At 64.5% G+C, this 25,555-nt stretch carries 24 protein-coding genes and 1 tRNA gene; 1 reads left to right on the top strand and 24 read right to left on the bottom strand.

Features of this window, described 5'->3' with window-relative positions:
- Positions 1–16: 16 nt before the first annotated feature.
- The 19 genes from nuoL to AC3WL8_RS13455 all read right to left on the bottom strand — a co-directional run bounded on the left by nuoL (position 17) and on the right by AC3WL8_RS13455 (position 19,265).
- Positions 17–2,104, bottom strand: coding sequence for an NADH-quinone oxidoreductase subunit L (gene nuoL / locus AC3WL8_RS13545; protein WP_013956022.1), 2,088 nt, complete (start codon positions 2,102–2,104; stop codon positions 17–19).
- Positions 2,105–2,162: 58 nt separating this feature from the next.
- Complete coding sequence (gene nuoK, locus AC3WL8_RS13540; RefSeq protein ID WP_013956021.1) at positions 2,163–2,468, bottom strand: NADH-quinone oxidoreductase subunit NuoK; 306 nt, start codon at positions 2,466–2,468, stop codon at positions 2,163–2,165.
- Between the two features lie 16 nt (positions 2,469–2,484).
- Positions 2,485–3,129 (bottom strand): NADH-quinone oxidoreductase subunit J, encoded by a 645-nt coding sequence (locus AC3WL8_RS13535; protein ID WP_041227814.1) that lies wholly within the window; start codon positions 3,127–3,129, stop codon positions 2,485–2,487.
- Positions 3,130–3,327: 198 nt separating this feature from the next.
- Positions 3,328–3,819: an NADH-quinone oxidoreductase subunit NuoI gene (nuoI, locus tag AC3WL8_RS13530; protein ID WP_010809124.1), complete on the bottom strand. Its 492-nt coding sequence runs from the start codon at positions 3,817–3,819 to the stop codon at positions 3,328–3,330.
- A gap of 58 nt (positions 3,820–3,877) precedes the next feature.
- Entirely contained in the window at positions 3,878–4,942 is a 1,065-nt protein-coding gene (gene nuoH / locus AC3WL8_RS13525) for an NADH-quinone oxidoreductase subunit NuoH (RefSeq protein ID WP_013956018.1), read from the bottom strand.
- 21 nt (positions 4,943–4,963) lie between these two features.
- On the bottom strand, positions 4,964–7,330 hold the full coding sequence (gene nuoG, locus AC3WL8_RS13520) for an NADH-quinone oxidoreductase subunit NuoG (RefSeq protein ID WP_153955096.1): 2,367 nt from the start codon (positions 7,328–7,330) through the stop codon (positions 4,964–4,966).
- Between the two features lie 12 nt (positions 7,331–7,342).
- Positions 7,343–8,638 (bottom strand): NADH-quinone oxidoreductase subunit NuoF, encoded by a 1,296-nt coding sequence (nuoF, locus tag AC3WL8_RS13515; protein WP_013956016.1) that lies wholly within the window; start codon positions 8,636–8,638, stop codon positions 7,343–7,345.
- Position 8,639: 1 nt separating this feature from the next.
- Positions 8,640–9,137 (bottom strand): NADH-quinone oxidoreductase subunit NuoE, encoded by a 498-nt coding sequence (gene nuoE, locus AC3WL8_RS13510; RefSeq protein WP_041228324.1) that lies wholly within the window; start codon positions 9,135–9,137, stop codon positions 8,640–8,642.
- 185 nt (positions 9,138–9,322) lie between these two features.
- The gene (locus tag AC3WL8_RS13505; RefSeq protein ID WP_013956014.1) at positions 9,323–10,576 is read right to left on the bottom strand and encodes an NADH-quinone oxidoreductase subunit D; all 1,254 of its coding nucleotides are present in this window, start codon (positions 10,574–10,576) and stop codon (positions 9,323–9,325) included.
- 9 nt (positions 10,577–10,585) lie between these two features.
- Positions 10,586–11,182 carry an NADH-quinone oxidoreductase subunit C gene (locus tag AC3WL8_RS13500; protein ID WP_013956013.1) on the bottom strand — a complete coding sequence of 199 codons (597 nt, stop codon included), beginning with the start codon at positions 11,180–11,182 and terminating at the stop codon, positions 10,586–10,588.
- 1 nt (position 11,183) lies between these two features.
- Positions 11,184–11,666, bottom strand: coding sequence for a NuoB/complex I 20 kDa subunit family protein (locus AC3WL8_RS13495; protein WP_008643342.1), 483 nt, complete (start codon positions 11,664–11,666; stop codon positions 11,184–11,186).
- A 6-nt stretch (positions 11,667–11,672) separates the two neighbouring features.
- Positions 11,673–12,032 (bottom strand): NADH-quinone oxidoreductase subunit A, encoded by a 360-nt coding sequence (locus AC3WL8_RS13490; protein ID WP_010809131.1) that lies wholly within the window; start codon positions 12,030–12,032, stop codon positions 11,673–11,675.
- A 166-nt stretch (positions 12,033–12,198) separates the two neighbouring features.
- Positions 12,199–12,283, bottom strand: a tRNA-Leu gene (locus tag AC3WL8_RS13485).
- Positions 12,284–12,470: 187 nt separating this feature from the next.
- Positions 12,471–12,839: a preprotein translocase subunit SecG gene (secG, locus tag AC3WL8_RS13480; RefSeq protein WP_013956012.1), complete on the bottom strand. Its 369-nt coding sequence runs from the start codon at positions 12,837–12,839 to the stop codon at positions 12,471–12,473.
- A gap of 63 nt (positions 12,840–12,902) precedes the next feature.
- Positions 12,903–13,640, bottom strand: a complete 738-nt coding sequence (gene tpiA / locus AC3WL8_RS13475; RefSeq protein WP_013956011.1) for a triose-phosphate isomerase — start codon at positions 13,638–13,640, stop codon at positions 12,903–12,905.
- 114 nt (positions 13,641–13,754) lie between these two features.
- Complete coding sequence (locus AC3WL8_RS13470; protein ID WP_153955094.1) at positions 13,755–14,759, bottom strand: NAD(P)H-quinone oxidoreductase; 1,005 nt, start codon at positions 14,757–14,759, stop codon at positions 13,755–13,757.
- Between the two features lie 184 nt (positions 14,760–14,943).
- Complete coding sequence (gene pnp, locus AC3WL8_RS13465) at positions 14,944–17,115, bottom strand: polyribonucleotide nucleotidyltransferase (RefSeq protein WP_013956009.1); 2,172 nt, start codon at positions 17,113–17,115, stop codon at positions 14,944–14,946.
- Positions 17,116–17,565: 450 nt separating this feature from the next.
- Complete coding sequence (gene rpsO, locus AC3WL8_RS13460; RefSeq protein WP_010809136.1) at positions 17,566–17,835, bottom strand: 30S ribosomal protein S15; 270 nt, start codon at positions 17,833–17,835, stop codon at positions 17,566–17,568.
- Between the two features lie 173 nt (positions 17,836–18,008).
- Positions 18,009–19,265, bottom strand: coding sequence for a branched-chain amino acid ABC transporter substrate-binding protein (locus tag AC3WL8_RS13455; RefSeq protein ID WP_013956008.1), 1,257 nt, complete (start codon positions 19,263–19,265; stop codon positions 18,009–18,011).
- Between the two features lie 204 nt (positions 19,266–19,469).
- On the opposite strand from AC3WL8_RS13455, the gene AC3WL8_RS13450 reads away from it, so the two are divergent.
- Positions 19,470–19,997 (top strand): hypothetical protein, encoded by a 528-nt coding sequence (locus AC3WL8_RS13450; protein WP_013956007.1) that lies wholly within the window; start codon positions 19,470–19,472, stop codon positions 19,995–19,997.
- Positions 19,998–20,096: 99 nt separating this feature from the next.
- On the opposite strand, the gene AC3WL8_RS13445 is transcribed toward AC3WL8_RS13450, so the two are convergent.
- The 5 genes from AC3WL8_RS13445 to ilvC form a co-directional block, all read right to left on the bottom strand.
- On the bottom strand, positions 20,097–21,638 hold the full coding sequence (locus tag AC3WL8_RS13445; RefSeq protein ID WP_013956006.1) for a 2-isopropylmalate synthase: 1,542 nt from the start codon (positions 21,636–21,638) through the stop codon (positions 20,097–20,099).
- Between the two features lie 333 nt (positions 21,639–21,971).
- Positions 21,972–22,475, bottom strand: coding sequence for a peptidoglycan-binding protein LysM (gene lysM, locus AC3WL8_RS13440; RefSeq protein ID WP_010809140.1), 504 nt, complete (start codon positions 22,473–22,475; stop codon positions 21,972–21,974).
- 124 nt (positions 22,476–22,599) lie between these two features.
- Complete coding sequence (pssA, locus tag AC3WL8_RS13435; RefSeq protein WP_013956005.1) at positions 22,600–23,499, bottom strand: CDP-diacylglycerol--serine O-phosphatidyltransferase; 900 nt, start codon at positions 23,497–23,499, stop codon at positions 22,600–22,602.
- A gap of 25 nt (positions 23,500–23,524) precedes the next feature.
- The gene (locus AC3WL8_RS13430) at positions 23,525–24,175 is read right to left on the bottom strand and encodes a phosphatidylserine decarboxylase (RefSeq protein ID WP_153955093.1); all 651 of its coding nucleotides are present in this window, start codon (positions 24,173–24,175) and stop codon (positions 23,525–23,527) included.
- A 245-nt stretch (positions 24,176–24,420) separates the two neighbouring features.
- A complete protein-coding gene (ilvC, locus tag AC3WL8_RS13425) occupies positions 24,421–25,437 on the bottom strand; it encodes a ketol-acid reductoisomerase (protein WP_013956003.1) in 1,017 nt (338 codons plus the stop codon).
- Between the last annotated feature and the right edge of the window lie 118 nt (positions 25,438–25,555).

The raw sequence follows: 25,555 nt of genomic DNA, 5'->3' as shown, positions 1-25,555 counted from the left end.
CCTTACTTGGTGCCTATCACTTGGTGCCGATCACGCCCGTGACCGTCAGCGTCAGCAGCACCAGCATGCCGACGATCATCGCGAATGCGTAGTGGTAGATATAGCCCGACTGCAGGTAGCGGCTTGCCGAAGCAAACGAAGCCACCACGCGCGCCGCGCCGTTGACGAACAGGCCGTCGATCAGGCTCTGGTCGCCGCCCTTCCACAGGCCGGTACCGAGCAAGCGTGCGCCGCGGGCGAACACGGCCTGGTTGATGGCGTCCATGTAGTACTTGTTGTCGAGCAGCTTGTACAGGCCCGAGAAGCGGTTCTTGATGGCCTCGGGGATGTCCGGGCGCTTCATGTAGAAGAACCACGACAGCACGACCCCGGCGATGGCCAGCCACAGCACGGGCGTGGTCAGCGAGTGCAGCGCCATCGGCACCCAGCCGTGGAAGGCTTCCTCCAGCTCGGCCATGGCGTGGTGGTTCTCGCCGACGAAGATCACGTCCTTGAAGGCGATGCCGTGCTTGAAGAAGTTGCCGAACAGCATCGGCTCGATCGCGATCGCGCCGATGATCACCGACGGGATCGCCAGCAGCACCAGCGGCAGGGTCACCACCCACGGCGACTCGTGCGGCTTCTCGCCGGCGGCCAGGCCATGGTGGTGGTCGAGCGTGACTTCCTCGTCCTCGTGGTCGCCCTCATGGTGCTGGTGGGCATGGTTCTGGCCCCAGCGCTCCTTGCCGTGGAAGACCAGGAAGTACATGCGGAACGAGTAGAACGCGGTGACGAACACGCCGGCCAGCACGGCGAAGTAGGCAAAGCCCGAACCGGCGATATGCGACTCGGCCACGGCCTCGATGATCGAGTCCTTGGAGTAGAAGCCCGCGAAGAACGGCGTGCCGATCAGCGCCAGCGAACCCACCAGCGAGGTGATCCAGGTGATCGGCATGTACTTGCGCAGGCCGCCCATATTGCGGATGTCCTGGTCGTGGTGCATGCCGATGATGACCGAACCGGCGCCCAGGAACAGCAGTGCCTTGAAGAACGCGTGCGTCATCAGGTGGAACACGGCCACCGAGTAGGCCGAAGCGCCCAGCGCCACAGTCATGTAGCCCAGCTGCGACAGGGTCGAATACGCGACCACGCGCTTGATGTCGTTCTGGATGATGCCCAGGAAGCCCATGAACAGCGCCGTGATGGCACCGATCACCAGCACGAAGGACAGTGCGGTATCCGACAGCTCGAACAGCGGCGACATGCGCGCGACCATGAAGATGCCGGCGGTCACCATGGTTGCCGCGTGGATCAGTGCCGAGATCGGGGTCGGGCCTTCCATCGAGTCAGGCAGCCAGACGTGCAGCGGGAACTGCGCCGACTTGCCCATCGCGCCGATGAACAGGCAGATGCAGGCCACGGTGATCATCAGCCAGTCGGTGCCCGGGAAGATCACGGTCGCCAGCTGGTCGCGCGCGGCGAACACTTCGGTGTAGTTCATGCTGCCGGCGTAGGCCAGCAGCAGGCCGATGCCCAGGATAAAGCCGAAATCGCCGACGCGGTTGACCAGGAAGGCCTTCAGGTTGGCGAAGATGGCCGTCGGGCGGGTGTACCAGAAGCCGATCAGCAGGTACGACACCAGGCCCACCGCTTCCCAGCCGAAGAACAGCTGCAGGAAGTTGTTGCTCATCACCAGCATCAGCATCGAGAAGGTGAACAGCGAGATGTAGGCGAAGAAGCGGTTGTAGCCGGGGTCCCCGTCCATGTAGCCGACGGTGTAGATGTGCACCATCAGCGAGACGAAGGTCACCACGACCATCATCATCGCGGTCAGCGAGTCGACCAGGAAGCCGACCTCCATCTTCAGGCTGCCGATGGCCATCCACTCGTAGACGGTGCCGTTGTAGCCGGCGCCGTTCATCACGTCGAGCAGCACCATCACCGACAGCACGAAGGAAATGGCAACGCCCAGGATCGTGGCCGTATGCGCCACGATCCGGCCGCCGCGCGACTCCGAGGAAAACAGGTCGAAGAACTTGGTACCGAACAGGCCGGCGATCGCGGAGCCGACTAGCGGCGCCAGCGCAATCGCAAGCAGCAGGTTGGGGTTGAGCGTGGTTGCCATAGGACGCTTAGTGGTGTGCGGTCGGTGAGTCTTGGGTATCTACGTAGTGCGCCACGGATCAGCCCTTGAGGGTATCCATGTCGTCCACGTTGATCGTATCCAGGTTGCGGAACAGCACAACCAGGATGGCGAGACCGATTGCCGACTCGGCGGCGGCCACCGTGAGGATGAAGAAAACGAAAACCTGACCAGCCAGGTCGCCCAGGTAATGCGAGAAGGCGACGAAGTTGATATTCACCGCAAGCAGCATCAGTTCGATCGCCATCAGCAGCACGATCACGTTCTTGCGGTTCAGGAAGATGCCGACGATGCTGATCGCGAACAGGATCGCAGCGAGGACGAGGTAGTGAGCGAGAGAGAGCACAGCGTTTCTCCGGGCTTTAGTTCTTATTGGCGGCAGCCGCGGCTTCCGTCTGCTGGGTCTGGCCTTCGGACTGCATCGGCACCAGGCGCACGCGGTCGTCGCGGCGGGTGCGCAGCTGCGCCGATACGTCCTGGGCCTTGACGTCCTTGCGGCGGCGCAGGGTCAGCGCCACGGCGGCGATGATCGCCACCAGAAGGATGATGCCGGCCACTTCGAAGGCGTAGATATAGTCGGTGTAGATCAGCTTGCCGAGCGCGGCGGAGTTCGAGTAGCCCGGGTCCTGCGAACCGCTGGCGGCCACCGGCGTGGTGGTGCCGATGAAGTTGCGCACCAGCACGATCGCCATCTCGGCGATGATCAGCGCGCCCACCACCGAGGCCATCGGCACGTAGGTCCAGAAATCCCGCCGCAGGTGCTCGATGTCGATATCGATCATCATCACCACGAACAGGAACAGCACCATCACCGCGCCGACATAGACCAGCACCAGCAGGATGGCGAGGAATTCCGCCTTGAGCAGCATCCAGATCGCCGCGGCCGTGAAGAACGACAGCACGAGGAACAGTGCGGAATGCACCGGGTTCTTCGCAGTGATGACTTTCAGTGCGGAGAGCACCAGCACCAGCGCAAAGACGTAGAAGATGGTGGTCGTGAGTTCCATGGTCCCTATCGGATCCTCTCTGGGCCGTCCGGCACAAGCCATCCCCTCGGGTGGCCCGCTCCTGCGGCATCCTTGCATTGGCCCCTTGCATTGCAGGGACCGCATTCAAATTCGGTGGCGGCGGCTGCCAGGTCTGCTGCTTGCGGCAGCCGCCAACCGGCGTTACTTCTGGCCGAGATTTCCGGCCGGTGATTCAGCTTAGCGGTACTTCGCGTCGGCAGCCTTGGCTGCGGCGATCTGCGGCTCGTAGCGGTCGCCCACTGCCAGCAGCATGTCCTTGGTGAAGTACAGGTCGCCGCGCTTCTCGCCGTGGTACTCCAGGATCTGCGTTTCCACGATGGCGTCGACCGGGCAGGCCTCTTCGCAGAAACCGCAGAAGATGCACTTGGTCAGGTCGATGTCATAGCGGGTCGTGCGGCGCGTGCCGTCGGCGCGCGCGTCGGACTCGATCGTGATGGCCAGCGCCGGGCACACCGCCTCGCACAGCTTGCAGGCGATGCAGCGCTCTTCCCCGTTCGGGTAGCGGCGCAGCGCGTGCAGGCCACGGAAGCGCGGCGAGATCGGCGTTTTCTCTTCCGGGAACTGGACGGTGATCTTGCGCGCGAAGAGATAGCGGCCGGTCAGGGCCATGCCCTTGAAGAGTTCCTTCAGGAGCAGGCTGTTGAAGAAGTCCTTGATGGCGAGCAGCATGATGCTTCCTAGTATTTCCACACGGTGCGCGCCACGGCGCGCACCGTCGTTTGGCCGTTCAGTGCCAGATGTTCCAGGGCGACTTGATCCAGATCGCCACGATGATCAGCCACGCCACCGTCAGGGGGATGAACACCTTCCAGCCCAGGCGCATGATCTGGTCATAGCGGTAGCGCGGGAACGAGGCACGGATCCAGATGAAGACGGACAGCAGCAGGAATACCTTGATCACCAGCCAGAAGAAGCCCGGGATCGCGTTGGTCAGCACGCTATCGACCGGGGGCGCCCAGCCGCCCAGGAACATCAGCGCGGTCATCGTCGAGATGATGATCATGTTGATGTACTCGGCCAGGAAGAACAGCGCGAAGCCCATGCCCGAATACTCGATCATGTGGCCGGCCACGATTTCCGACTCCCCTTCCACCACGTCGAACGGGTGGCGGTTGGTTTCGGCCACGCCCGAGATGAAGTAGACGGCGAACATCGGCAGCAGCGGCAGCCAGTTCCACGACAGGATGTTGATGCCCATGTCGGCAAAGTAGCCGGTGTTCTGGCCGTTGACGATGGCCGACAGGTTCAGGCTGCCGGCAACCATCAGCACCGTCACCAGCGCAAAGCCCATGGCGATTTCATACGACACCATCTGGGCCGCGGCACGCATGGCGCCGATGAAGGCGTACTTGGAGTTCGAGGCCCAGCCGGCCAGGATCACGCCGTACACGCCCACCGAGCTGATCGCCATCACGTACAGCAGGCCGGCGTTCACATCCGCCAGCACCACTTCGGCCTGGAACGGAATCACGGCCCAGACCGCCACGGCGGGCATCAGCACCATCAGCGGGGCAATCAGGTACATGCCCCGGCTGACCTGCGTGGGCATCATGACTTCCTTGAGCAGCAGCTTCAGCACGTCGGCGATCGGCTGCAGCAGGCCCAGCGGGCCCACGCGGTTCGGGCCGATACGGACGTGCATCCAGCCGATCAGCTTGCGCTCCCACAGGATCAGGTAAGCCACGCACAGCAGCAGCGGCACCACGATGATCACGGCGCGAATCAGGATCCACAGCGGTGTCCAGTAGGCACCCAGCAGGCCCTGTCCTTGCGAGGTAATCCAGTCAATCATGTCTTGTTCTCGCTGTTGTTCTTACGCCGTGGCCACGGTGCCGGTGGCCGGCGCCAGGTCAATGGCCTTCTCTACGGTGACCGTGCCGTACATCGCGCCCAGGCTCATGGCCGCCGGCGTTGCCGCCGGCACGCGCACGGTGTTGGCCGGGAGCGTGGCTTCGAGCACGGCCGGCAGCACCACGCTGCCCTGCCCTTGCGTGACCCGCACCGGATCGCCGGACTGGATGCCAAGGCTGGCGAACAGGTCGGCCGGCAGCGCGATCTGCATGGCGCGGCGCGCGGCAGCGCTCAGCTGCAGCGACTCGGCGCGGCGCACGATCGGGTCGGCGTGGTAGATCGGCACATCGGCAATGCGTTCGATGCCGTTGGCGGCAGCGGCGGCCACGCGGATCGGCGCGTCGGTGGTGTTGTCCAGCTGCGCGTCGACCGGGGCCGACAGCACTTCGACACGCACCGACTCGGCGGTTTCATAGTCGAAGCCAACCACGTCCAGCAGGTTGCCCAGCACGCGCAGTACCTTCCAGCCCGGACGCGATTCGCCCAGGGCGCGCACCACACCGTTGAAGCTCTGCGGCTTGCCTTCGCAGTTGACGAAGGTGCCGGCGGTTTCCGTGAACGGCGTCACCGGCAGGATCACGTCGGCGTACTGCATGGCCGCTTCCGAACGGAACGGCGACAGCACCACCACCGTGCCGGCCTGGGCCAGCGCGGCCAGCGCCTTGCGCGGGTCGGCGGCGTCGAACTCGGGTTCGGTGTTCAGCAGGATGTAGGCCTTGCGCGGCGTGTCCAGCATCGCCTGCGCATTGGCGCCGCCCTGCTTGGGCAGCGCGCCCGCGACATAGCCGCCGACGGTGTTGGCGGCTTCGGTCAGGAAGCCCAGGGTCGCACCGGTTTCGATGGCGATCCACTGTGCCAGCGCGTGCAGCGCCGAGAACTGCGGATGGCGCACCGCCTCGTTGCCGAGGAACACCGCACGGCGCTCGCCCGACAGCAGCGCTTCGGCCACTTTGCCAGCGGCTTCGCCGCCGTCGAATCCTTCAGTGCCGGCCGGGGCAGCAACGCCCTTGGCGGCAGCCACGGCACGGGCCACGCCGGCGAGCGCCGCGGTCCAGCCGGACGGCGCCACGTCGATGCGGGCGGCCAGCGGCATCAGCAGGTCTTCACCGCCGGCACCCAGCACGGCCACGCGGGCACCCTTCTTGGTGGCCTGGCGCAGGCGCGAGGCCAGCAGCGGATGATCCTTGCGCAGCGACGAGCCGATCACGAGCACGCGTTGCAGGGTGGTCACGTCGGCCACCGGCATGCCCAGCCACGGCGCGCCCTTCAGTGCGGCCGAGAAGTCGGTCTGGCGCAGGCGGAAGTCGACGTTGTCGCTGCCCAGGCCGCGCATCAGCTTGCCCAGCAGGAACAGCTCTTCCAGCGTGCTGTGCGGGCTGGCCAGCGCGGCGATCTGGTCGGCGCCATGATCGCGCTTGATGCTGGCGAGGCCGTTGGCCACGTATTCCAGCGCGGTCTGCCAGTCGGTTTCCATCCATTCGCCGCCCTGCTTCAGCAGCGGGCGGGTCAGGCGGTCGGCGCTGTTCAGGCCTTCATACGAGAAGCGGTCCTTGTCGGAGATCCAGCACTCGTTGATGTCTTCGTTTTCCAGCGGCAGCACGCGCATCACGCGCTGGTTCTTGGTCTGCACCACCAGGTTCGCGCCCAGGCCATCGTGCGGCGACACCGACTTGCGGCGTGCCAGCTCCCAGGTACGGGCCGAGTAACGGAACGGCTTGCTGGTCAGCGCGCCGACCGGGCACAGGTCGATCATGTTGCCCGACAGCTCCGAATCGACGGTCTTGCCGACGAAGGTGGTGATTTCCGAATGCTCGCCGCGGCCCAGCATGCCCAGCTCCATCACGCCGGCCACTTCCTGGCCGAAGCGCACGCAGCGGGTGCAATGGATGCAGCGGGTCATCTCCTCCATGGAGATCAGCGGGCCCACGTTCTTGTGGAACACCACGCGCTTCTCTTCCTTGTAGCGCGACTCCGAGGCACCGTAGCCCACGGCCAGATCCTGCAGCTGGCATTCGCCGCCCTGATCGCAGATCGGGCAGTCGAGCGGGTGGTTGATCAGCAGGAATTCCATCACGGACTTCTGCGCCTTGACCGCCTTCTCCGAATTGGTGAAGACCTTCATGCCAGGGGTCACGGGCGTGGCGCAGGCGGGCAGCGCCTTGGGCGCCTTCTCGACCTCGACCAGGCACATGCGGCAGTTGGCCGCGATGGACAGTTTGCGGTGGTAGCAGAAGTGCGGGATGTAGGTGCCCAGCTTGCGGGCTGCTTCCATCACCAGGCTGCCTTCAGCAACCTCAACCTTCTTGCCGTCGATCTCTAGTTCAACCATGTTCTGCCACGCTTAGATGTAGGCCGGAACCATGCACTGCTTGTGTTCGACGTGATATTCGAACTCTTTCCAGTAGTGCTTGAGCATGCCGCGGACCGGCATCGCCGCGGCATCGCCGAGCGCGCAGATGGTGCGGCCCATGATGTTTTCCGCGACGTTGTTGAGCAGGTCCAGGTCTTCCTGGCGCCCCTCTCCGTGTTCGATGCGATTGACCATGCGGTAGAGCCAGCCGGTGCCTTCGCGGCACGGCGTGCACTGGCCGCACGATTCCTCAAAATAGAAGTACGACAGGCGCAGCAGCGAGCGGACCATGCAGCGCGTCTCGTCCATCACGATCACCGCGCCCGAGCCCAGCATCGAGCCGGCCTTGGCGATCGAGTCGTAGTCCATGTCGGACGCCATCATCAGGTCGCCCGGCACCACCGGCGCGGACGAGCCGCCCGGGATCACCGCCTTGATGCGCTTGCCGCCGCGCATGCCGCCGGCGAGTTCCAGCAGCTTGGCGAACGGCGTGCCCAGCGGGATCTCGTAGTTGCCGGGACGCTCGACGTCGCCCGAGATCGAGAAGATCTTGGTGCCGCCATTGTTCGGCTTGCCCAGCTTCAGGTAGTTCTCGGGGCCGACGGCCAGCAGGAACGGCACCGCGGCGAAGGTCTCGGTGTTGTTGATGGTGGTCGGCTTGCCGTACAGGCCGAAGCTGGCCGGGAACGGCGGCTTGAAGCGCGGCTGGCCTTTCTTGCCTTCCAGCGATTCGAGCAGCGCGGTTTCCTCGCCGCAGATGTAGGCGCCGTAGCCGTGGTGCGCGTGCAGTTGGAAATCAAAGCCCGAACCCAGGATGTTGTCACCCAGGAAGCCGGCAGCGCGCGCCTCTTCGAGGGCTTCCTCGAAGATCTTGTATTCGTTCCAGATCTCGCCGTGGATGTAGTTGTAGCCCACGGTGATGCCCATCGCATACGCGCCGATGGCCATGCCCTCGATCAGCGAATGCGGGTTGTAGCGGATGATGTCGCGGTCCTTGAACGTGCCGGGCTCGCCTTCATCGGTGTTGCAGACCAGGTATTTCTGACCCGGGAAGGTGCGCGGCATGAAGCTCCACTTCAGGCCGGTCGGGAAGCCCGCACCGCCACGGCCGCGCAGGCCGGAGGCCTTGACGTCGGCGATCACCTGCTCGGGCGGGATCTTCTCGGTCAGGATGCGCTTGAGTTGCTGGTAGCCGCCACGCTTGACGTAGTCTTCCAGGTGCCAGTTCTTGCCGTCCAGGCCGGCCAGGATCAGCGGCTGGATATGGCGGTCGTGCAGACAGGTCATGTTACTTGCCCCCCTTGGCAGCCTCGGCCTTGAGCTCGTCGACCAGTGCGTCGAGCTTGTCGTCGCTCATCCAGCTGCACATGCGGGTATTGTTGACGATCATCACCGGCGCATCGCCGCAAGCGCCCATGCACTCGCCCTCTTTCAGGGTGAAGCAGCCGTCAGCGGTGGTCTCGTTGTAGTCGATCCCGAGCTTGCGCTTCAGGTACTCGCCGGCCCGCTCGCCGCCCGACAGGGCGCACGGCAGGTTGGTGCAGACGGCGAGCTTGAATTTGCCCACCGGCTTGGTGTCATACATGTTGTAGAAGGTCGCCACCTCTTCCACCCACACGGGCGGCATCTCGAGGTAGTTGGCGACGAACTGCATGACTTCGGGTGAAACCCAGCCCACCTCGCCCTGCGCCACGGCAAGCGCCGCCATCACGGCCGACTGCTTCTGGTCGGCCGGATACTTCGCGATCGCGCGATCGATTTCCTTGAGAGCTTCTGCTGATAGCATGGTCATTGCAGTAAAACGGCGTCAGGCAGCGCCACTGGGCGTTCCCTTCCGCAGGTTTGCAGCCGTCGCTGCCCGTTCCGCCGGCAGGCCTGAGGCCCTGCCGGTCCGCCGCGGGTTTTCCGCCCGCTCCCCTGGGGAGCGCCGTGGAAAGCGCCCGGATCGTCGTCCGGGCCGGCGGTCCGTGATTAACGGTCGATCTCGCCGAAGACGATGTCTTGCGTGCCGATGATCGTTACCGCGTCAGCAATCATGTGTCCCTTGGCCATTTCGTCGAGCGCGGCCAGGTGGGGGAAGCCAGGTGCACGGATCTTCAGGCGGTACGGCTTGTTCGCGCCGTCCGAGATCGCGTAGATGCCGAACTCGCCCTTCGGGTGTTCCACCGCTGCATACGCTTCGCCTTCGGGCACGTGCATGCCTTCGGTGAAGAGCTTGAAGTGGTGGATCAGTTCTTCCATGTTGGACTTCATGTCCACGCGCGAGGGCGGCGCCACCTTGTGGTTCTCGGTGATCACCGGGCCCGGGTTGCGGCGCAGCCATTCCACGCACTGTTTGATAATGCGGTTGGACTGGCGCATCTCTTCCACGCGCACCAGGTAGCGCGCGTAGCAGTCGCCGCCCACGCCTACCGGGATGTCGAAGTCCAGCTTGTCGTACACCTCGTACGGCTGCTTCTTGCGCAGGTCCCACTCGATGCCGGAGCCGCGCAGCATCGGGCCGGTAAAGCCCATCTGCAGCGCCCGTTCCGGGCTGACCACGCCGATGTCCACCAGGCGCTGCTTCCAGATCCGGTTGTCGGTCAGCAGCGTCTCGTATTCGTCAACGTACTTCGGGAACCGGTTGGTGAAGTCCTCGATGAAGTCCAGCAGCGAGCCCGAACGCGCCTCGTTCATGGCCTTGATGGCGCGCTCGTTGTGTACCTTGGACGCGCGATATTGCGGCATCGTGTCAGGCAGGTCGCGATAGACGCCGCCCGGACGGTAGTAGGCCGCGTGCATGCGCGCGCCCGACACCGCCTCGTACATGTCGAACATGTCCTCGCGCTCGCGGAAGGCGTACAGGAACACCGCCATCGCGCCCACGTCCAGCGCGTGCGAGCCGATCCACATCAGGTGGTTCAGCAGGCGGGTGATCTCGTCGAACATCACGCGGATGTACTGCGCGCGCACCGGCACCTCGAGGCCCAGCAAGCGCTCGATTGCCATCACGTAGGCATGCTCGTTGACCATCATCGACACATAGTCGAGGCGGTCCATGTACGGCACGTTCTGGATCCAGGTCTTCTGCTCGGCCAGCTTTTCAGTGGCACGGTGCAGCAGGCCGATATGGGGGTCGGCGCGCTGGATGACTTCGCCGTCCAGCTCCAGCACCAGGCGCAGCACGCCGTGCGCTGCCGGGTGTTGCGGGCCGAAGTTCAGGGTGTAGTTCTTGATGTCTGCCATGGCGCGTTATCAGTGCAAGCCGCCGTAGTTGTCCTCGCGGATCACGCGCGGGGTGATTTCGCGCGGCTCGATCGTGACCGGCTGGTAGATGACCCGCTTCTGTTCCGGGTCGTAGCGCATCTCGACGAAGCCCGAAACCGGGAAATCCTTGCGGAACGGATGGCCGACGAAACCGTAGTCGGTCAGGATGCGGCGCAGGTCAGGATGGCCGTCGAAGACGATGCCGTAGAAATCAAAAGCTTCGCGCTCGAACCAGTTGACGCCGTTCCACACGTCGATCACCGACGGCAGCACCGGAAAATCATCGTCCGGGGCAAACACGCGCACGCGCAGGCGCCAGTTGTGGGTAATCGACAGCAGCTGCGAGACCGCGGCAAAGCGCAGGCCGTCCCAGGCACCGTCGCCGTACTCGGAATAGTCCACGCCGCACAGGTCGATCAGCTGCTCGAAGCGCAGCGACGGATCGTCACGCAGGATGCGGGCAACTTCGAGGTAGTCGTCGGCCTTGACGATCAGCGTCAGTTCGCCGGTCGCCTCGATCAGATTCTGCACGCGCTTGCCGAGAGCTTTCTCGAGCGCGGCCTTGAGGATGTCGAGCTTCGCCATTTCAGCCCTTGCGCGCGATGGTGTTGGTACGCTTGATCTTGTTCTGCAGCTGGATCACGCCGTAGATCAGCGCTTCGGCCGTCGGCGGGCAGCCCGGCACGTAGATATCCACCGGCACGATGCGATCGCAGCCACGCACCACCGAATACGAGTAGTGGTAGTAGCCGCCGCCATTGGCGCACGAGCCCATCGAGATCACCCAGCGCGGTTCCGCCATCTGGTCGTAGACCTTGCGCAGCGCGGGGGCCATCTTGTTGCACAGCGTGCCGGCCACAATCATCACGTCCGACTGGCGCGGCGACGGGCGGAAAATCACACCGAAGCGGTCCATGTCGTAGCGCGCGGCGCCGGCATGCATCATTTCCACGGCACAGCAGGCCAAGCCGAAAGTCATCGGCCACAGCGACCCGGTGCGGGTCCAGTTGATCAGCTTGTCAGCGGTAGTCGTGACGAAGCCTTCATTGAGAACGCCTTCGATTGCCATTTCACATCACTCCCAATCGAGCGCGCCCTTTTTCCAGATGTAGACGAAGCCCACGATGAATTCCAGCAGAAACACGCCCATGGCGATGAACCCCGGCCAGCCGATATCCCGCAGGGCGACACCCCACGGAAACAGGAAGGCGGTTTCGAGATCGAACAGGATAAACAGGATGGCGATGAGGTAGTAGCGCACATCGAACTTCATGCGCGCGTCCTCAAACGCTTCGAAGCCGCACTCGTACGGCGACAGCTTCGCGGGATCGGGCTTGTTCGGACCGAGGATCCGACCGATCGACATCAGTGCCACGCCAAGCACGACACCGAAGATGATGAAGATGAGAACGGGGAAGTAGGCTTCGAGATTCAAGGTACGGCCAGCCTTATCTGGAATGTTGTCAACAGCACCAGCTGAAGCGGCGTCCTGTTGCCCACCCCAGGCGCTAAGCCATAAGCCTCATGGCGCGCCGCCTTGCGGACTGCCGGAGCCCCACGCTCGGGTGCATTGCCCGGCCAGGGACTCCGATCAAGTTGTTTGGTGCCGACGGCGAGACTCGAACTCGCACAGCTTTCGCCACTACCCCCTCAAGATAGCGTGTCTACCAATTTCACCACGTCGGCTGGGGGAGAAACAATATTGCCTGGCGCCGGGTTTTCAGGCCCTTCAGGTCCGTTGCAGAGGCTTTCGTCTTTGCTCGGAACCCATCGCTGGGGAATCGTTTCAAGCCTTGCATTCTAACCTAGATTTCTTGCTTTGTTCAACGCACAACTGCAAAAAAACTCAGGAATCCGCCGCAAGGCTTACGGATTATTTCGGAACAGCGGGGGCTGCCGGCGCCGACGCGTCAGCGGCCGCGGCTGCAGCGGGAGCCGAAGCACCTGCCACTGCGGGCGCCGAAGCCGGCGCCGCGCCCATCACGCCCAGCGACGCAGCCGGCTTGTAGTTGCCCAGCAGCGTCAGTGCCAACGTGCAGACGAAGAACAGCGTGGCCAGCACGGCGGTGGTGCGCGACAGGAAGTTTGCCGAGCCAGTGGCACCGAACAGGCTGCCCGAGGCGCCCGAACCGAATGCCGCGCCGACATCGGCGCCCTTGCCATGCTGGATCAGCACCAGGCCAATCACGCCCAGCGCCGACAACACCTGCAGCACCACCAACAAAGTCTTGAAGATTGCCATTTGATTTAAATAAGCCTTACTGGCTGGTTACTTGCCTGATCGGTCGATCGGAACGGCCGGCATTCAGGCGTTGCCGATCGCGAGAAAATCTTCCGACTTCAGCGAGGCGCCGCCAATCAGGCCCCCGTCGATATCGGTCATGGAAAACAGTTCGGCCGCATTGTCCGGCTTGACGCTGCCGCCGTACAGGATGGCCATGCGCTCGGCCACGCCCGCATCGCGCGCAACAACCTGGCCGCGCAGGAACGCGTGCACCGCCTGCGCCTGTTCGCTGGTGGCGGTCTTGCCGGTGCCGATCGCCCAGACCGGCTCATAGGCCAGCACCACGCGGCTCAGCTGCTCCACCGTCAGCGCGTCCAGCACGGCCTGCAGTTGCCTGCCGACCACCGCCTCGGTTTCGCCCGCCTCGCGCTGGGCCAGCGTTTCACCCACGCAGACCACCGGGACGATGCCGAATTCCAGCGCGCGCAGCGCCTTGGCCGCGACGGTCTGGTCGGTTTCGCCATGATAGGTGCGGCGCTCCGAGTGGCCGACCAGCACATAAGTGCAGCCAAATTCACCGACCATCGATGCCGCGACTTCACCGGTGAAGGCGCCACGCGCCTCCGCCGACACATCTTGTGCGCCCCAGGCCACCTGCGAGCCATTCAGCAACGCCTGGCATTGTGCAAGATAGGGGAACGGCGCGCAGACCGCCAGCGTCGCCTTGGCCGCGCCAGCCTTGATACCCTCCAGCAGCGCCGCGTTTGCAGCCAGGCTGCCGTGCATCTTCCAATTGCCGATGACGAGCTTTTGTCTCACGAAGTGCCCCTCCCAAATCAAACCCGGTATTGTAGCTTGTGGCGGGGGCACGGCGCTACCGCCGCCCGATGGCGGGGGGCGGCAGCATTGGCCACATGCAACGGTCGATGTGACTTACCAGGTCAGCACGATCTTGCCGATATGCTCGCTCGACTCCATCAGGCGATGCGCATCGGCCGCCTGCGCGGCCGGGAACACCTGGTGGATCACCGGCTTGATCTTGCCGGCGGCCAGCAGCGGCCACACCTGCTCATGCAGTGCCGCGGCGATCTTGCCCTTGAACGATGCCGGGCGCGGACGCAGCGTGGAGCCGGTCACGGTGATGCGCCGGCGCAGGATATCGCCCAGCGGGATCTCGGCCTTGGCGCCGCCCAGCAGCGCAATGATGACGATGCGGCCATCGTCGGCAATGCACTTCAGCTCGCGCGCCAGGTACGGGCCGGCAACCATGTCGAGAATCACGTCGACACCCTTGCCGCCGGTCAGCGCGGCCACCTCGGCGACGAAGTCCTGCGTCTTGTAGTTGATCGCGCGATCCGCGCCCAGGTCTTCGCAGGCCTTGCATTTCTCATCGGTCCCGGCGGTGACGAACACCTTGTAGCCCAGCGCCTTGGCGATCTGGATCGCGGTCGTGCCGATGCCGCTGGAGCCGCCCTGGATCAGCAGGGTCTCATCCTTGCCGCGCGGGCCTTGGCCCAGGTAGCCGCGGTCGAACACATTGCTCCAGACGGTGAAGAAGGTCTCCGGCAGCGCGGCGGCCTCGACATCGCTCAGGCCTTGCGGCGCGGGCAGGACCTGCGCCAGCGGCGCCGTGCACAGCTGTGCGTAACCGCCGCCCTGCACCAGCGCGCAGACGCGGTCGCCCACCTTCAGGCCGAAGCGGTTGTCGGCATGCGACAGGTCGCCGCCCACCACCACGCCCGCCACTTCCAGGCCGGGCAGGTCCGAAGCGCCCGGCGGCACCGGGTAGTTGCCGGTGCGCTGGAATACGTCCGGACGGTTGACGCCGGCCGCAGCCACGCGGATCAGGACCTCGCCCGCACCCGCGACCGGATCGGGACGCTCGGCCAGCTGGAGGACTTCGGGGGCACCGTATTCGCGGATCTCGATGGCTTGCATGCTGCTCTGCTCCTTGTACTTGTCTTGGCGCGGCTCGACGATGCGTCGCGCCAGGGTCGGTGTGAGCCGTGGCTCGATAGGGTTGCCGGCAGTGTAAACAAAAAAACGGCTGGACATCGTCCAGCCGTTTTTTCGGCGGCGCCACCTTGCGGCGGCACCTGCGGGCAATCCGGCCCCGCTGACTTTACTGCTGTTCCGAGCCTTCGGCCGGAGCGGCCGGCGCGGCGGCTTCGCCAGCGTTGATCGGGCTGATGCTGCCGCCCTCTTCGGCCAGCGCGGCCTTCAGCGACAGGCGCAGGCGGCCCTTCTCGTCAGCCTGGATCAGCTTGACGCGGACATGCTGGCCTTCCTTCAGCCAGTCCTTGATGTCCTTGACACGCTCGTTGACGATTTCCGAGATGTGCAGCAGGCCATCCTTGCCCGGCAGGATGTTGACGATGGCGCCGAAGTCCAGCAGCTTCAGCACGGTACCGGCGTAGATCTTGCCCACTTCGGCTTCCGCGGTGATGCCCTCGATGCGGCGCTTGGCTTCGGCCATGCCGTCGGTCGAGGTCGACGCGATCGTGATCGTGCCGTCTTCCTGGATGTCGATGGTGGTGCCGGTTTCCTTGGTCAGCGCCTGGATGGTCGAGCCGCCCTTGCCGATCACTTCGCGGATCTTGTCCGGATGGATCTTCATGGTGATCATGCGCGGTGCGTGCGCCGACAGCTCGGTGCGTGCGTGGCCCATCGCTTCCTGCATCTTGTGCAGGATGTGCAGGCGGCCTTCACGGGCCTGCGCCAGCGCAACCTGCATGATCTCCTTGGTGATGCCCTGGACCTTGATGTCCATCTGCAGCGCGGTGATGCCGTTGTCGGTACCCGCCACCTTGAAGTCCATGTCGCCCAGGTGATCTTCATCGCCCAGGATGTCGGTCAGCACGGCGAACTTGTTGCCTTCCAGGATCAGGCCCATGGCCACGCCGGCCACGTGCGCCTTGACCGGAACGCCGGCGTCCATCAGAGCCAGGCAGCCGCCGCAGACCGAAGCCATCGACGACGAGCCGTTGGACTCGGTGATTTCCGAAACCAGGCGGATGGTGTAGGCGAATTCATCGTCCTTCGGCAGCACCGGGATCAGTGCGCGCTTGGCCAGGCGGCCGTGGCCGATTTCGCGGCGCTTCGGGCTGCCCACGCGGCCGGTTTCACCGGTGGCGAACGGGGGCATGTTGTAGTGGAGCATGAAGCGGTCGCGGTATTCGCCGGCCAGCGCGTCGATGATCTGCTCGTCGCTCTTGGTGCCGAGCGTGGCCACCACCAGCGCCTGCGTTTCACCACGGGTGAACAGCGCCGAACCGTGCGCGCGCGGCAGCACCGACGAACGGATCTCGATCGGGCGCACCGTGCGGGTGTCGCGGCCGTCGATACGCGGCTCGCCAGCCAGCACCTGGCCGCGCACGATCTTGGCTTCGAGGTCGAACATGATGTTGCCGACTTCCACCTTGTCGGCTTCCACGCCGGCGGCTGCCAGTGCGGCCGCCACGTTGGCGTTCACTTCCTTCAGCTTCTGGCTGCGGGCCGACTTCTGGCGCAGTTGATAAGCTTCCTGCAGCAGCGGCAGTGCCACTTCGGTGACCTTGCCGATCAACGGCTCGTTCTTGGCGGCCGGGGCCCAGTCCCACTCGGGCTTGCCGCCTTCGCGCACCAGCTCATGGATGGCGTTGATCGCGATCTGCATTTGCTCGTGGCCATAGACCACGGCGCCCAGCATCACTTCTTCCGACAGCTGGTTGGCTTCCGATTCCACCATCAGCACGGCGCGCTCGGTGCCGGCGACCACCAGGTCCAGGTCCGAGGTGGCGAGCTGCGAGCGGGTCGGGTTCAGCAGGTACTGGCCATCCTTGTAGCCCACGCGCGCGGCGCCAACCGGGCCGTTGAACGGGATGCCCGACACGGCCAGCGCGGCCGACGCGCCGATCAGCGCGGGAATGTCAGCGGGCACTTCCGGGTTCAGCGACACCACGTGGATCACCACCTGGACGTCGTTGTAGAAGCCTTCCGGGAACAGCGGGCGCAGCGGACGGTCGATCAGGCGCGAGGTCAGGGTCTCGTTTTCCGACGGACGGCCTTCACGCTTGAAGAAGCCGCCGGGGATCTTGCCGGCCGCGTAGGTCTTCTCGATGTAGTCGACGGTCAGCGGGAAGAAGTCCTGGCCCGGCTTCGGGCTCTTGGCGGCGACCACGGTCGCCAGCACCACGGTGTCTTCCACATCGACCAGCACGGCACCGCCGGCCTGGCGGGCGATTTCGCCGGTTTCCATGCGGACCGTGTGCTGGCCCCACTGGAATTCCTTGACGATCTTGTTGAACATGGACATGTGCATTCCTTGGCTTGCGTGCAGGCCGCGCCATCACGCAATAACACGCGCACGGCCTGCGACGCCTGCGTTCTCAGCCGCAGGCAAACTGCCGGGTTGCCGGTCGCAGTCGCAGGGAAGTGCTATGCCATTCCAGCGCGGCACTGGCGTTGCCGATGCCGCGCTGGAATGACACAAAGCCCTGTTTCCTTGGCCGGTCCGGGGTATTGAAAACAGAAAAAAGAACAACTTACTCCGTTGCGCAGCTTGCTGCAACGGGCGCCCGGGAATCAGAATGTCCGCCGGACGGCGTGAAGCGAAAATCACTCCATCAACTGCCTGCATCCCTGGGCAAAGCGGATTCACCCCGCCAGAAATGCAAAATGCCTGCCCCAGCATTGCTGAAGCAGGCATCGAGGCCTCACGCGAAACCGTGCAAACCCTGGAATCGCGCTGCCATCGGGCGCAACCTTACTTGCGCAGGCCCAGCTTTTCGATCAGGGCGCGGTAACGGTCGGCGTCGTTGGACTTGAGGTAGTCCAGCAGGCGGCGACGGCGGCTCACCATGCGCAGCAGACCGCGGCGGCTGTGGTGATCCTTCATGTTGGCCTTGAAGTGCGGGGTCAGTTCGTTGATGCGGGTGGTCAGCAGGGCCACTTGCACTTCGGGGCTGCCAGTGTCGTTGGCGCCACGTGCGAACTGCTTGATGACTTCGGACTTGTTGATATCGGCAACTGCCATGATGATTTCCTTTCACTTGCGAACGCTACAGCGCGGGATGCGCCGCATGCGTCGTGCCATGTTTTGACTGGCTACCGCCGCCGCCCGACCAACGGCCAGACAACGACAGCCGCGGATTATAGCCGAAAAGCCGCGGCAGGAGTACCACGGGGCCCGTGCGAGCGCGCTGGCGCTCAGGGGCGCTCCATCCGGCATGTGGTCGGCAGCGTGGTCTGCGCGGCCTTGAGCCTGCGCACGGTACGGAAGCCATAACCCGAGCCCTCGTTGTCGAAGCGCACTGCCCCGCCCTGGCGCTCCATCACCGACACGTATAGCGGCTGCAGCACCTGGTGGTCGTCGGCACGCACGGTGGCCTCATGGAACTGGTTGACGTAGCGCATGTTCTCCAGCGCGCGCGCCACCTTGACCGCATCGGTGGAACCGGCCTGCTCGATCGCGCGCGCCAGCATTTCCACCATCATCTGCATGCGCAGGTGCACGTAGTCGTCCTTCGGCTCCGGATAGCGCGCGCGGAACTGCTGGTAGAAGGCGTCCGATGCCGCCCCGCCCACGTTCGGGTGCCACTCGGCCACCGCCAGCACGCGGCCCACGCCGGCATCGCCCATCGCCGCGGGCGCGCCCAGGCCATTGCCGTAGAAGGTGTAGAACTTGGCCTGCAGGCCGCCTTCGCGCGCGGCCTTGACCATCAGCGTCAGGTCGTTGCCCCAGTTGCCGGTGATGACCGCGTCCGCCCCGCTCGCCTTGATCTTGGCGATATAGGGCGCAAAGTCCTTGATCTTGCCGATCGGGTGGAACTCATCGCCCACGATCTGGATATCCGGCCGGCGCGCCGCCAGCATCTCGCGCGCCGAGCGCGACACCTGGTGGCCGAAGCTGTAGTCCTGGTCGATCAGGTAGACGCGGCGCACCGCCTGGTCCTGACGGATCACCTCGGTCAGCGCCTGCATGCGCATGTCGGCGCTGGCGTCGAAGCGGAAATGCCAGAAGCTGCAATTCTCGTTGGTCAGGCTGGGATCGACCGCCGAGTAGTTCAGGAACAGCACGCGCGCGTCGGGCTGGCGCGCGTTGTGGCGGTTGATGGCCGACACCAGCGCGCCGGCCACGGCCGAACTGTTGCCCTGCAGGACAAAGGGAATGCGCTTGTCGGTCAGGGCCCGCAACTGGATCAGGCTCTCGTCGACATTGCCCTTGCTGTCGAAGGTGACCAGCTCCATGGGCCGTGCGCCCTCTGCGGTCTTTACGCCGCCGCGCGCGTTGATGCGCTCGATCGCCAGGCGCAGGTTGCGCGTCACGGCTTCGCCCGCGTTGGCAAACGGGCCGGACAGCCCGTCGATCATGCCCAGCCGGATCGGCTCTTGTGCCGACGCGCCCGCCGCTGCCACCAGCAACAACCCGCCCAGCCATCCACGCCACCGTGCTGCAACCTTCATGTTCTCTCCCGGAAAGCGCTGGATAGTACGGCAGCGACCGGTTGCGGGCAAATGCCACCGGGGCACGATCATAGGCCGCCAGTTCCGCGAGGAAACCGCCAGGTTGCTGGAAGATCCGTCAATAAGCAGCGCCCGGCGCACACAAGGCCGGAGGCCGCACTACACTTGCGGTATCCACTATCCACGCATCGACCGAGGTCTGCCATGAATCCTGTCATCGCCAACGGCGCGCGCCGGCTAATGCTGGCGCTGGGCGTCGCCATGCTGTCTGCCTGCACCACGCTGATGCCGGTACAGGAAGGCACCAAGCTGGTGGGCCAGCCGCAGGCCGCGGTACAGGCCGCGTTCGGGCCGCCCACCGATGTGTTCCAGTTGCGCGACGGCACCTCGCGCTGGATCTACACCAAGCAGCCGCTGGGCCAGTATGCCTATGGCGCGGACTTCGACCGCAACGGCAACCTGACCCGCTTCAGCAATGTGCTGTCTACGCCGGAACTGTACAAGGCGCAGGTCGGCACCTGGACCAGGCAGGATGTGGCCGAGCATTTTGGCAGGACGCGCCTGCCGGTCGAGTACTACCCGCTGATGCGGCGCGAGGTCTGGTCCTACCGCTTCCGCCATGAAGACGTGTGGCCATCGTTGTACAACTTCTATTTCGACGACACCGGCATCCTGCGCCAGACCCAGATCACGCCCGACCCGATGTACGATCCCGACGATCGCCGCCACTGAGCCATAAAAAAAAGCCCGCCATCCCCGGGTCGGGAATGGCGGGCTTGGTCCGTACGCTCAGGCCGGGTAAGCCTTCCGCCGTCTACGCAGAGGCCTGGGTCAGATCTGCGGATTGATCTTTTGCACAGCCTTGTCGTGCAGCTTGTTCAGCGCGGCCAGGTAGGCCTTGGCCGAGGCGGCGACGATATCCGGGTCGGTGCCCACGCCGTTGACGATGCGGCCGGCCTTGGACAGGCGCACGGTGACTTCGCCCTGGGCCTCGGTGCCGCCGGTGATGGCGTTCACCGAATAGAGCACCATCTCGGCGCCGCTGGACACGCGCGATTCAATCGCATGCAGGGTGGCGTCGACTGGGCCGTTGCCCTCGCCCTCGCCGCTCTGCTCCTGGCCGTCCATGCTGAACACCACGCGCGCGTGCGGGCGCTCGCCGGTCTCGGAGCGCTGCGACAGCGAGATAAAGCGGAAGTGCTCGTTGGCATCGTGCTGGGCTTCGTTCGAGACGATGGCGACGATGTCCTCGTCGAAGATCTCGGCCTTCTGGTCGGCCAGTTCCTTGAAGCGGGTGAAGGCGGCATTGACTTCGGTCTCGCTCTCGAGCTCGATGCCCAGTTCCTGCAGGCGCTGCTTGAAGGCATTGCGGCCCGACAGCTTGCCCAGCACGATCTTGTTGGCGCTCCAGCCCACGTCTTCCGCACGCATGATCTCGTAGGTGTCGCGCGCCTTGAGCACGCCATCCTGGTGGATGCCCGAGGCATGCGCGAAGGCGTTGGCGCCCACCACGGCTTTGTTCGGCTGCACCACGAAACCGGTGATCTGCGACACCAACTTCGAGGCCGGCACGATCTGGGTGGTATCCACGCCGACATCCAGGTCGAAATAGTCGCGGCGGGTCTTCACCGCCATCACCACTTCTTCCAGGCTGGTGTTGCCGGCGCGCTCGCCCAGGCCATTGATGGTGCATTCGATCTGGCGCGCGCCGGCCATCTTGACCGCGGCGAGCGAGTTGGCCACGGCCATGCCCAGGTCGTTGTGGCAGTGCACCGACCAGATCGCCTTGTCCGAGTTGGGAATGCGCTCGCGCACCGAGCGGATCAGTGCGGCGTAGCCTTCCGGCACCGCATAGCCCACGGTATCCGGCAGGTTGATGGTGGTCGCGCCCTCGGCAATCACGCCTTCCAGCACGCGGCACAGGAAGTCCATGTCCGAGCGGCTGCCGTCTTCCGGCGAGAACTCGATATCGTCGGTGAACTGGCGCGCAAAGCGCACCGCCAGGCGGGCCTGCTGATACACCTCGTCCGGCGTCATGCGCAGTTTCTTCTCCATGTGCAGCGCGGACGTGGCGATGAAGGTGTGGATGCGGAACGAATTGGCAGGCTTGAGCGCCTCGGCGGCGCGGGCAATGTCCTTGTCATTGGCACGAGCCAGCGAGCAGATGGTCGAGTCCTTGACTACCTGCGCGATCGAGCGGATCGCCTCGAAGTCGCCGTTGGAGCTCGCCGCGAAACCGGCCTCGATCACATCGACCTTCAGGCGTTCCAGCTGGCGTGCGATGCGGATCTTTTCCTCGCGGGTCATCGAGGCGCCGGGCGACTGCTCGCCGTCACGCAAGGTGGTGTCGAAAATGATGAGTTTGTCAGACATTTTGTGGAGCTCCTGATTGCTTATCGTGTGCTGTCCCCGGCATGCTGCGTCCGGGGCCTACCGCCTGTTCCGCGCTCCACGGCTGTGGAATGCAAAACGCCCCGGCGTGCATGGAGCAGGCCGGGGCGTTGGAAAAATTCCTTGCGGATTTCGCGCTAAGGGGTGAGTCCGTCCTTAGCGCGCGCGCGTCCCGACCTGATGGCCTAGTAGGCCACCTAGGGCGGTGCGGGCGAATAGGACTTGGCGCGAAATCATGGCACCGACTATAGCCGAGTTGGCGCGCCCATGCAATACAGGGTTTAGCCCATTTTGCCCGGACGCGCCAGCAGCGGATCAGCCCTTGGGCGGAATGCGCAGTTTCTGGCCCGGGTAGATCTTGTCCGGGTGGCTCAGCATCGGCTTGTTGGCCTCGAAGATCTTGTTGTATTCGGCGCCGTTGCCGTAAGCAGCCTGGGAGATCGCCCACAGCGTGTCGCCCTTGACCACGGTATGCCAGCTCGATTCCGCGGACTCGACGTTGACGGACATCTTGTCCTCGACCTTGTCCACGCCCTCGACGTTGCCGGCGCACAGGATGATCTTCTCGCGCGTGGCCTGGTCCGGCGCCACGCCAAACACGGTGACCAGCCCCTGCGAGCCGTCCACCTGCACCATCAGCCCGGTGGCATCAAGGCCCATCTTCCTGATGTAGCCCTCGATCGCATCGCCCGCGGCGCGATTGGCGGCATCGACCTTCTCCGCCGACGCATCGGCGGCGGCGGCCTCTTGCGCGGCCTTGGCCTCGCCAGTGCCGAACAGCTTTTCTCCCGCTTCCTTGATGAAGTCGAACATGCCCATGACATCCTCCTGACGGTGAGTGGAAAACACTGCAGAGTGCCACGGCTTGATGGCCGCGGCATGAAAACAATTGTGAATCCGGAAAAGCATGAAGGGCGCCTGAGCGCCCTTCTGCCTGAAACGTCTACGAAGCCTTGCCGCCGTTCTCGCGCTGCTTCTTCTCGATGGCCGGCTTGCCGTGCATCGCCCGCCAGGCCCATAGCACATAGCCCGAGATCGCATAGGCCACGAACAGCCCGAACAGCGCCACCGGCGGATCGGTGGACACCACCACGAACAGCACCAGGACCAGCACCATCATGCCGAACGGCACGCGGTAGCGCACGTCCAGCGCCTTGCCGCTGTAGAACGGCGCGTTGGACACCATCGACAGGCCGGCGTACAGCGTAATGCCGAACGCCACCCACGGCATCCACAGCTCCTTGACCGGCAGCTTGTTGTCGATCACCAGCCAGACGAAGCCTGCGACCAGCGCGGCGGCGGCCGGGCTGGGCAGGCCCTGGAAGAAGCGTTTGTCGACAACGCCAATATTGGCATTGAAGCGCGCCAGGCGCAGCGCTGCGCAGGTGCAGTAGACAAAGGCTGCTATCCAGCCCCACTTGCCCAGGTCATGCAGGATCCACTCATACATCACCAGCGCCGGCGCAACGCCAAACGAGGTCATGTCCGACAGCGAGTCATACTGCTCGCCAAACGCACTCTGCGTATTGGTAATACGCGCCACGCGCCCGTCCATGCCGTCCAGCACCATCGCCGCGAAGATGGCGATGGCCGCCGCGTCGAAGCGCATGTTCATGGCCTGGACGATGGCGAAGAAACCCGCAAACAGCGCCGCGGTGGTGAATGCGTTGGGCAGCAGGTAGATGCCGCGCCGGCGCGGACGCTGGTAGACGATATCGTGGTCGTCGGTGGCTTCGTCGTCGAAGTCGTCGTCGGCCCCGCGCAGCTGGTTATGGCGGAACGGCCGCAGGTGGGTCACGTTGCCGTTGCTGCTGCGCTTGTTACGTCGATGGAAGGCAACCATCACAGTCCTCCGGTCAGGCTGTCGCTCACTTCACGTCGAGTTCGGCGAGGATGGTCGACGAGGCCGATACCTTCTCGCCGATGGTCACGCGCGGGCGCGCATCGAGCGGCAGGTAGACGTCCACGCGCGAGCCGAAGCGGATAAAGCCGTAGCGCTGGCCGCGCGAGAGGTTGTCGCCCACCTTGGTGTAGCACAGGATGCGGCGGGCCACCAGGCCGGCCACCTGCACCAGCGTCACCAGCTGGCCGTCCGCAGCACGCCGGATCAGCACGGCGTTGCGCTCGTTCTCGACCGAGGCCTTGTCCAGGTCGGCGTTGACGAACTTGCCGGGGAAATATTCGACCTTCTCGACCGCGCCATCGACCGAGACACGGTTCGAGTGCACGTTGAAGACGTTCATGAAGACGCTGATCTTCAGCGCCTCGCGGCCGGCGTACGGATCCTGGGTCTTCTCGACCACGACGATGCGGCCGTCTGCGGGGGCCAGCACCGCGTTGGGCTGCGACGGGATCGGGCGCGGCGGATCGCGGAAGAACTGGAGCACGAATACCGTGATGATCCACAACGGCAACGCCCACCAGAAGCCCGCGCTGGCGTGCACCAGCAGCGAGATGACAAAGGCGCCGGCCAGGAATGGCCAGCCTTCACGGGCGATCAGCGGATGAGGATAGTTCATGCAGTACAGGTGTCGGTGGATACAAGACCATGGCAAGGCAGCGCGGCGGCGGCGATAGCCACCATCGGGCGGCGCCCCGTGGTCGCGGAGCAGGATAATGCACGCCTTGCCCAAAGTCTGACAAGCATAACAAAAAGCCGTTCAGGTCCCGCGCCTCCCCTCTGATGATAGAAGGGCGTGGCACGGAACGCTGAACGGCCTCGGCCCGCCGCCGTGCGGCGCGGGCCATCAGACAGCGATGCAGCTTAGTTCTTCGACTGGTCGACCATCTTGTTCTTGGCGATCCACGGCATCATTGCGCGCAGCTTGGCACCCACTTCCTCGATCTGGTGCTCGGCCGTGAGGCGGCGGCGCGAGATCAGCGTCGGGGCGCCGGCCTTGTTTTCCAGCAGGAAGCTCTTGGCGTATTCGCCAGTCTGGATGTCGGTCAGGCACTGCTTCATCGCCTTCTTGGTCTCTTCGGTCACCACGCGCGGGCCGGTGACGTACTCACCATATTCCGCGTTATTGGAGATCGAGTAGTTCATGTTGGCGATGCCGCCTTCGTAGATCAGGTCGACGATCAGCTTCAGTTCGTGCAGGCACTCGAAGTAGGCCATTTCCGGCGCGTAGCCGGCTTCCACCAGGGTTTCGAAGCCAGCCTTGATCAGCTCGACGGTACCGCCGCACAGCACGGCCTGCTCGCCGAACAGGTCGGTTTCGGTTTCTTCGCGGAAGTTGGTCTCGATGATGCCGGCACGGCCGCCGCCGTTGGCAGTGGCGTACGACAGCGCGATGTCACGGGCAGCGCCGGACTTGTTCTGGTGCACGGCGATCAGGTGCGGCACGCCGCCGCCTTGTGCGTACGTGGCGCGCACGGTGTGGCCCGGGGCCTTCGGCGCGATCATGATCACGTCCAGGTCGGCGCGCGGGATCACGGCACCGTAGTGCACGTTGAAGCCGTGGGCAAAGGCCAGCGCTGCGCCTTCCTTGATGTTGGCGTGCACTTCGTTGTTGTACACGTCGGCGATCTGCTCGTCCGGCAGCAGGATCATGACCACGTCCGCACCCTTGACGGCCTCGGCCACTTCCTTCACTTGCAGGCCGGCGTTGACGGCCTTGTTCCACGACGCGCCGCTCTTGCGCAGGCCGACCGTCACATTGACGCCCGAATCCTTCAGGTTCAGCGCGTGGGCATGGCCCTGCGAGCCATAGCCGATGATGGTGACGTTCTTGCCCTTGATCAGGGAGAGGTCGGCGTCCTTGTCGTAAAACACTTTCATGATGATTCCTTCAATCTCTGTCTTTTGTATGAGGGGGGCGGCATCCTCGGACGCATCGTGTGCGCCCGGATCGCGCCGCCCCGGGGATACTGCGTGAAGCCGTGCGGGTGAACCGGGG

It is taken from the genome of Cupriavidus sp. FW305-F7, assembly GCF_058782875.1.
This window is presented reverse-complemented; position numbering and strand designations above follow the sequence as displayed.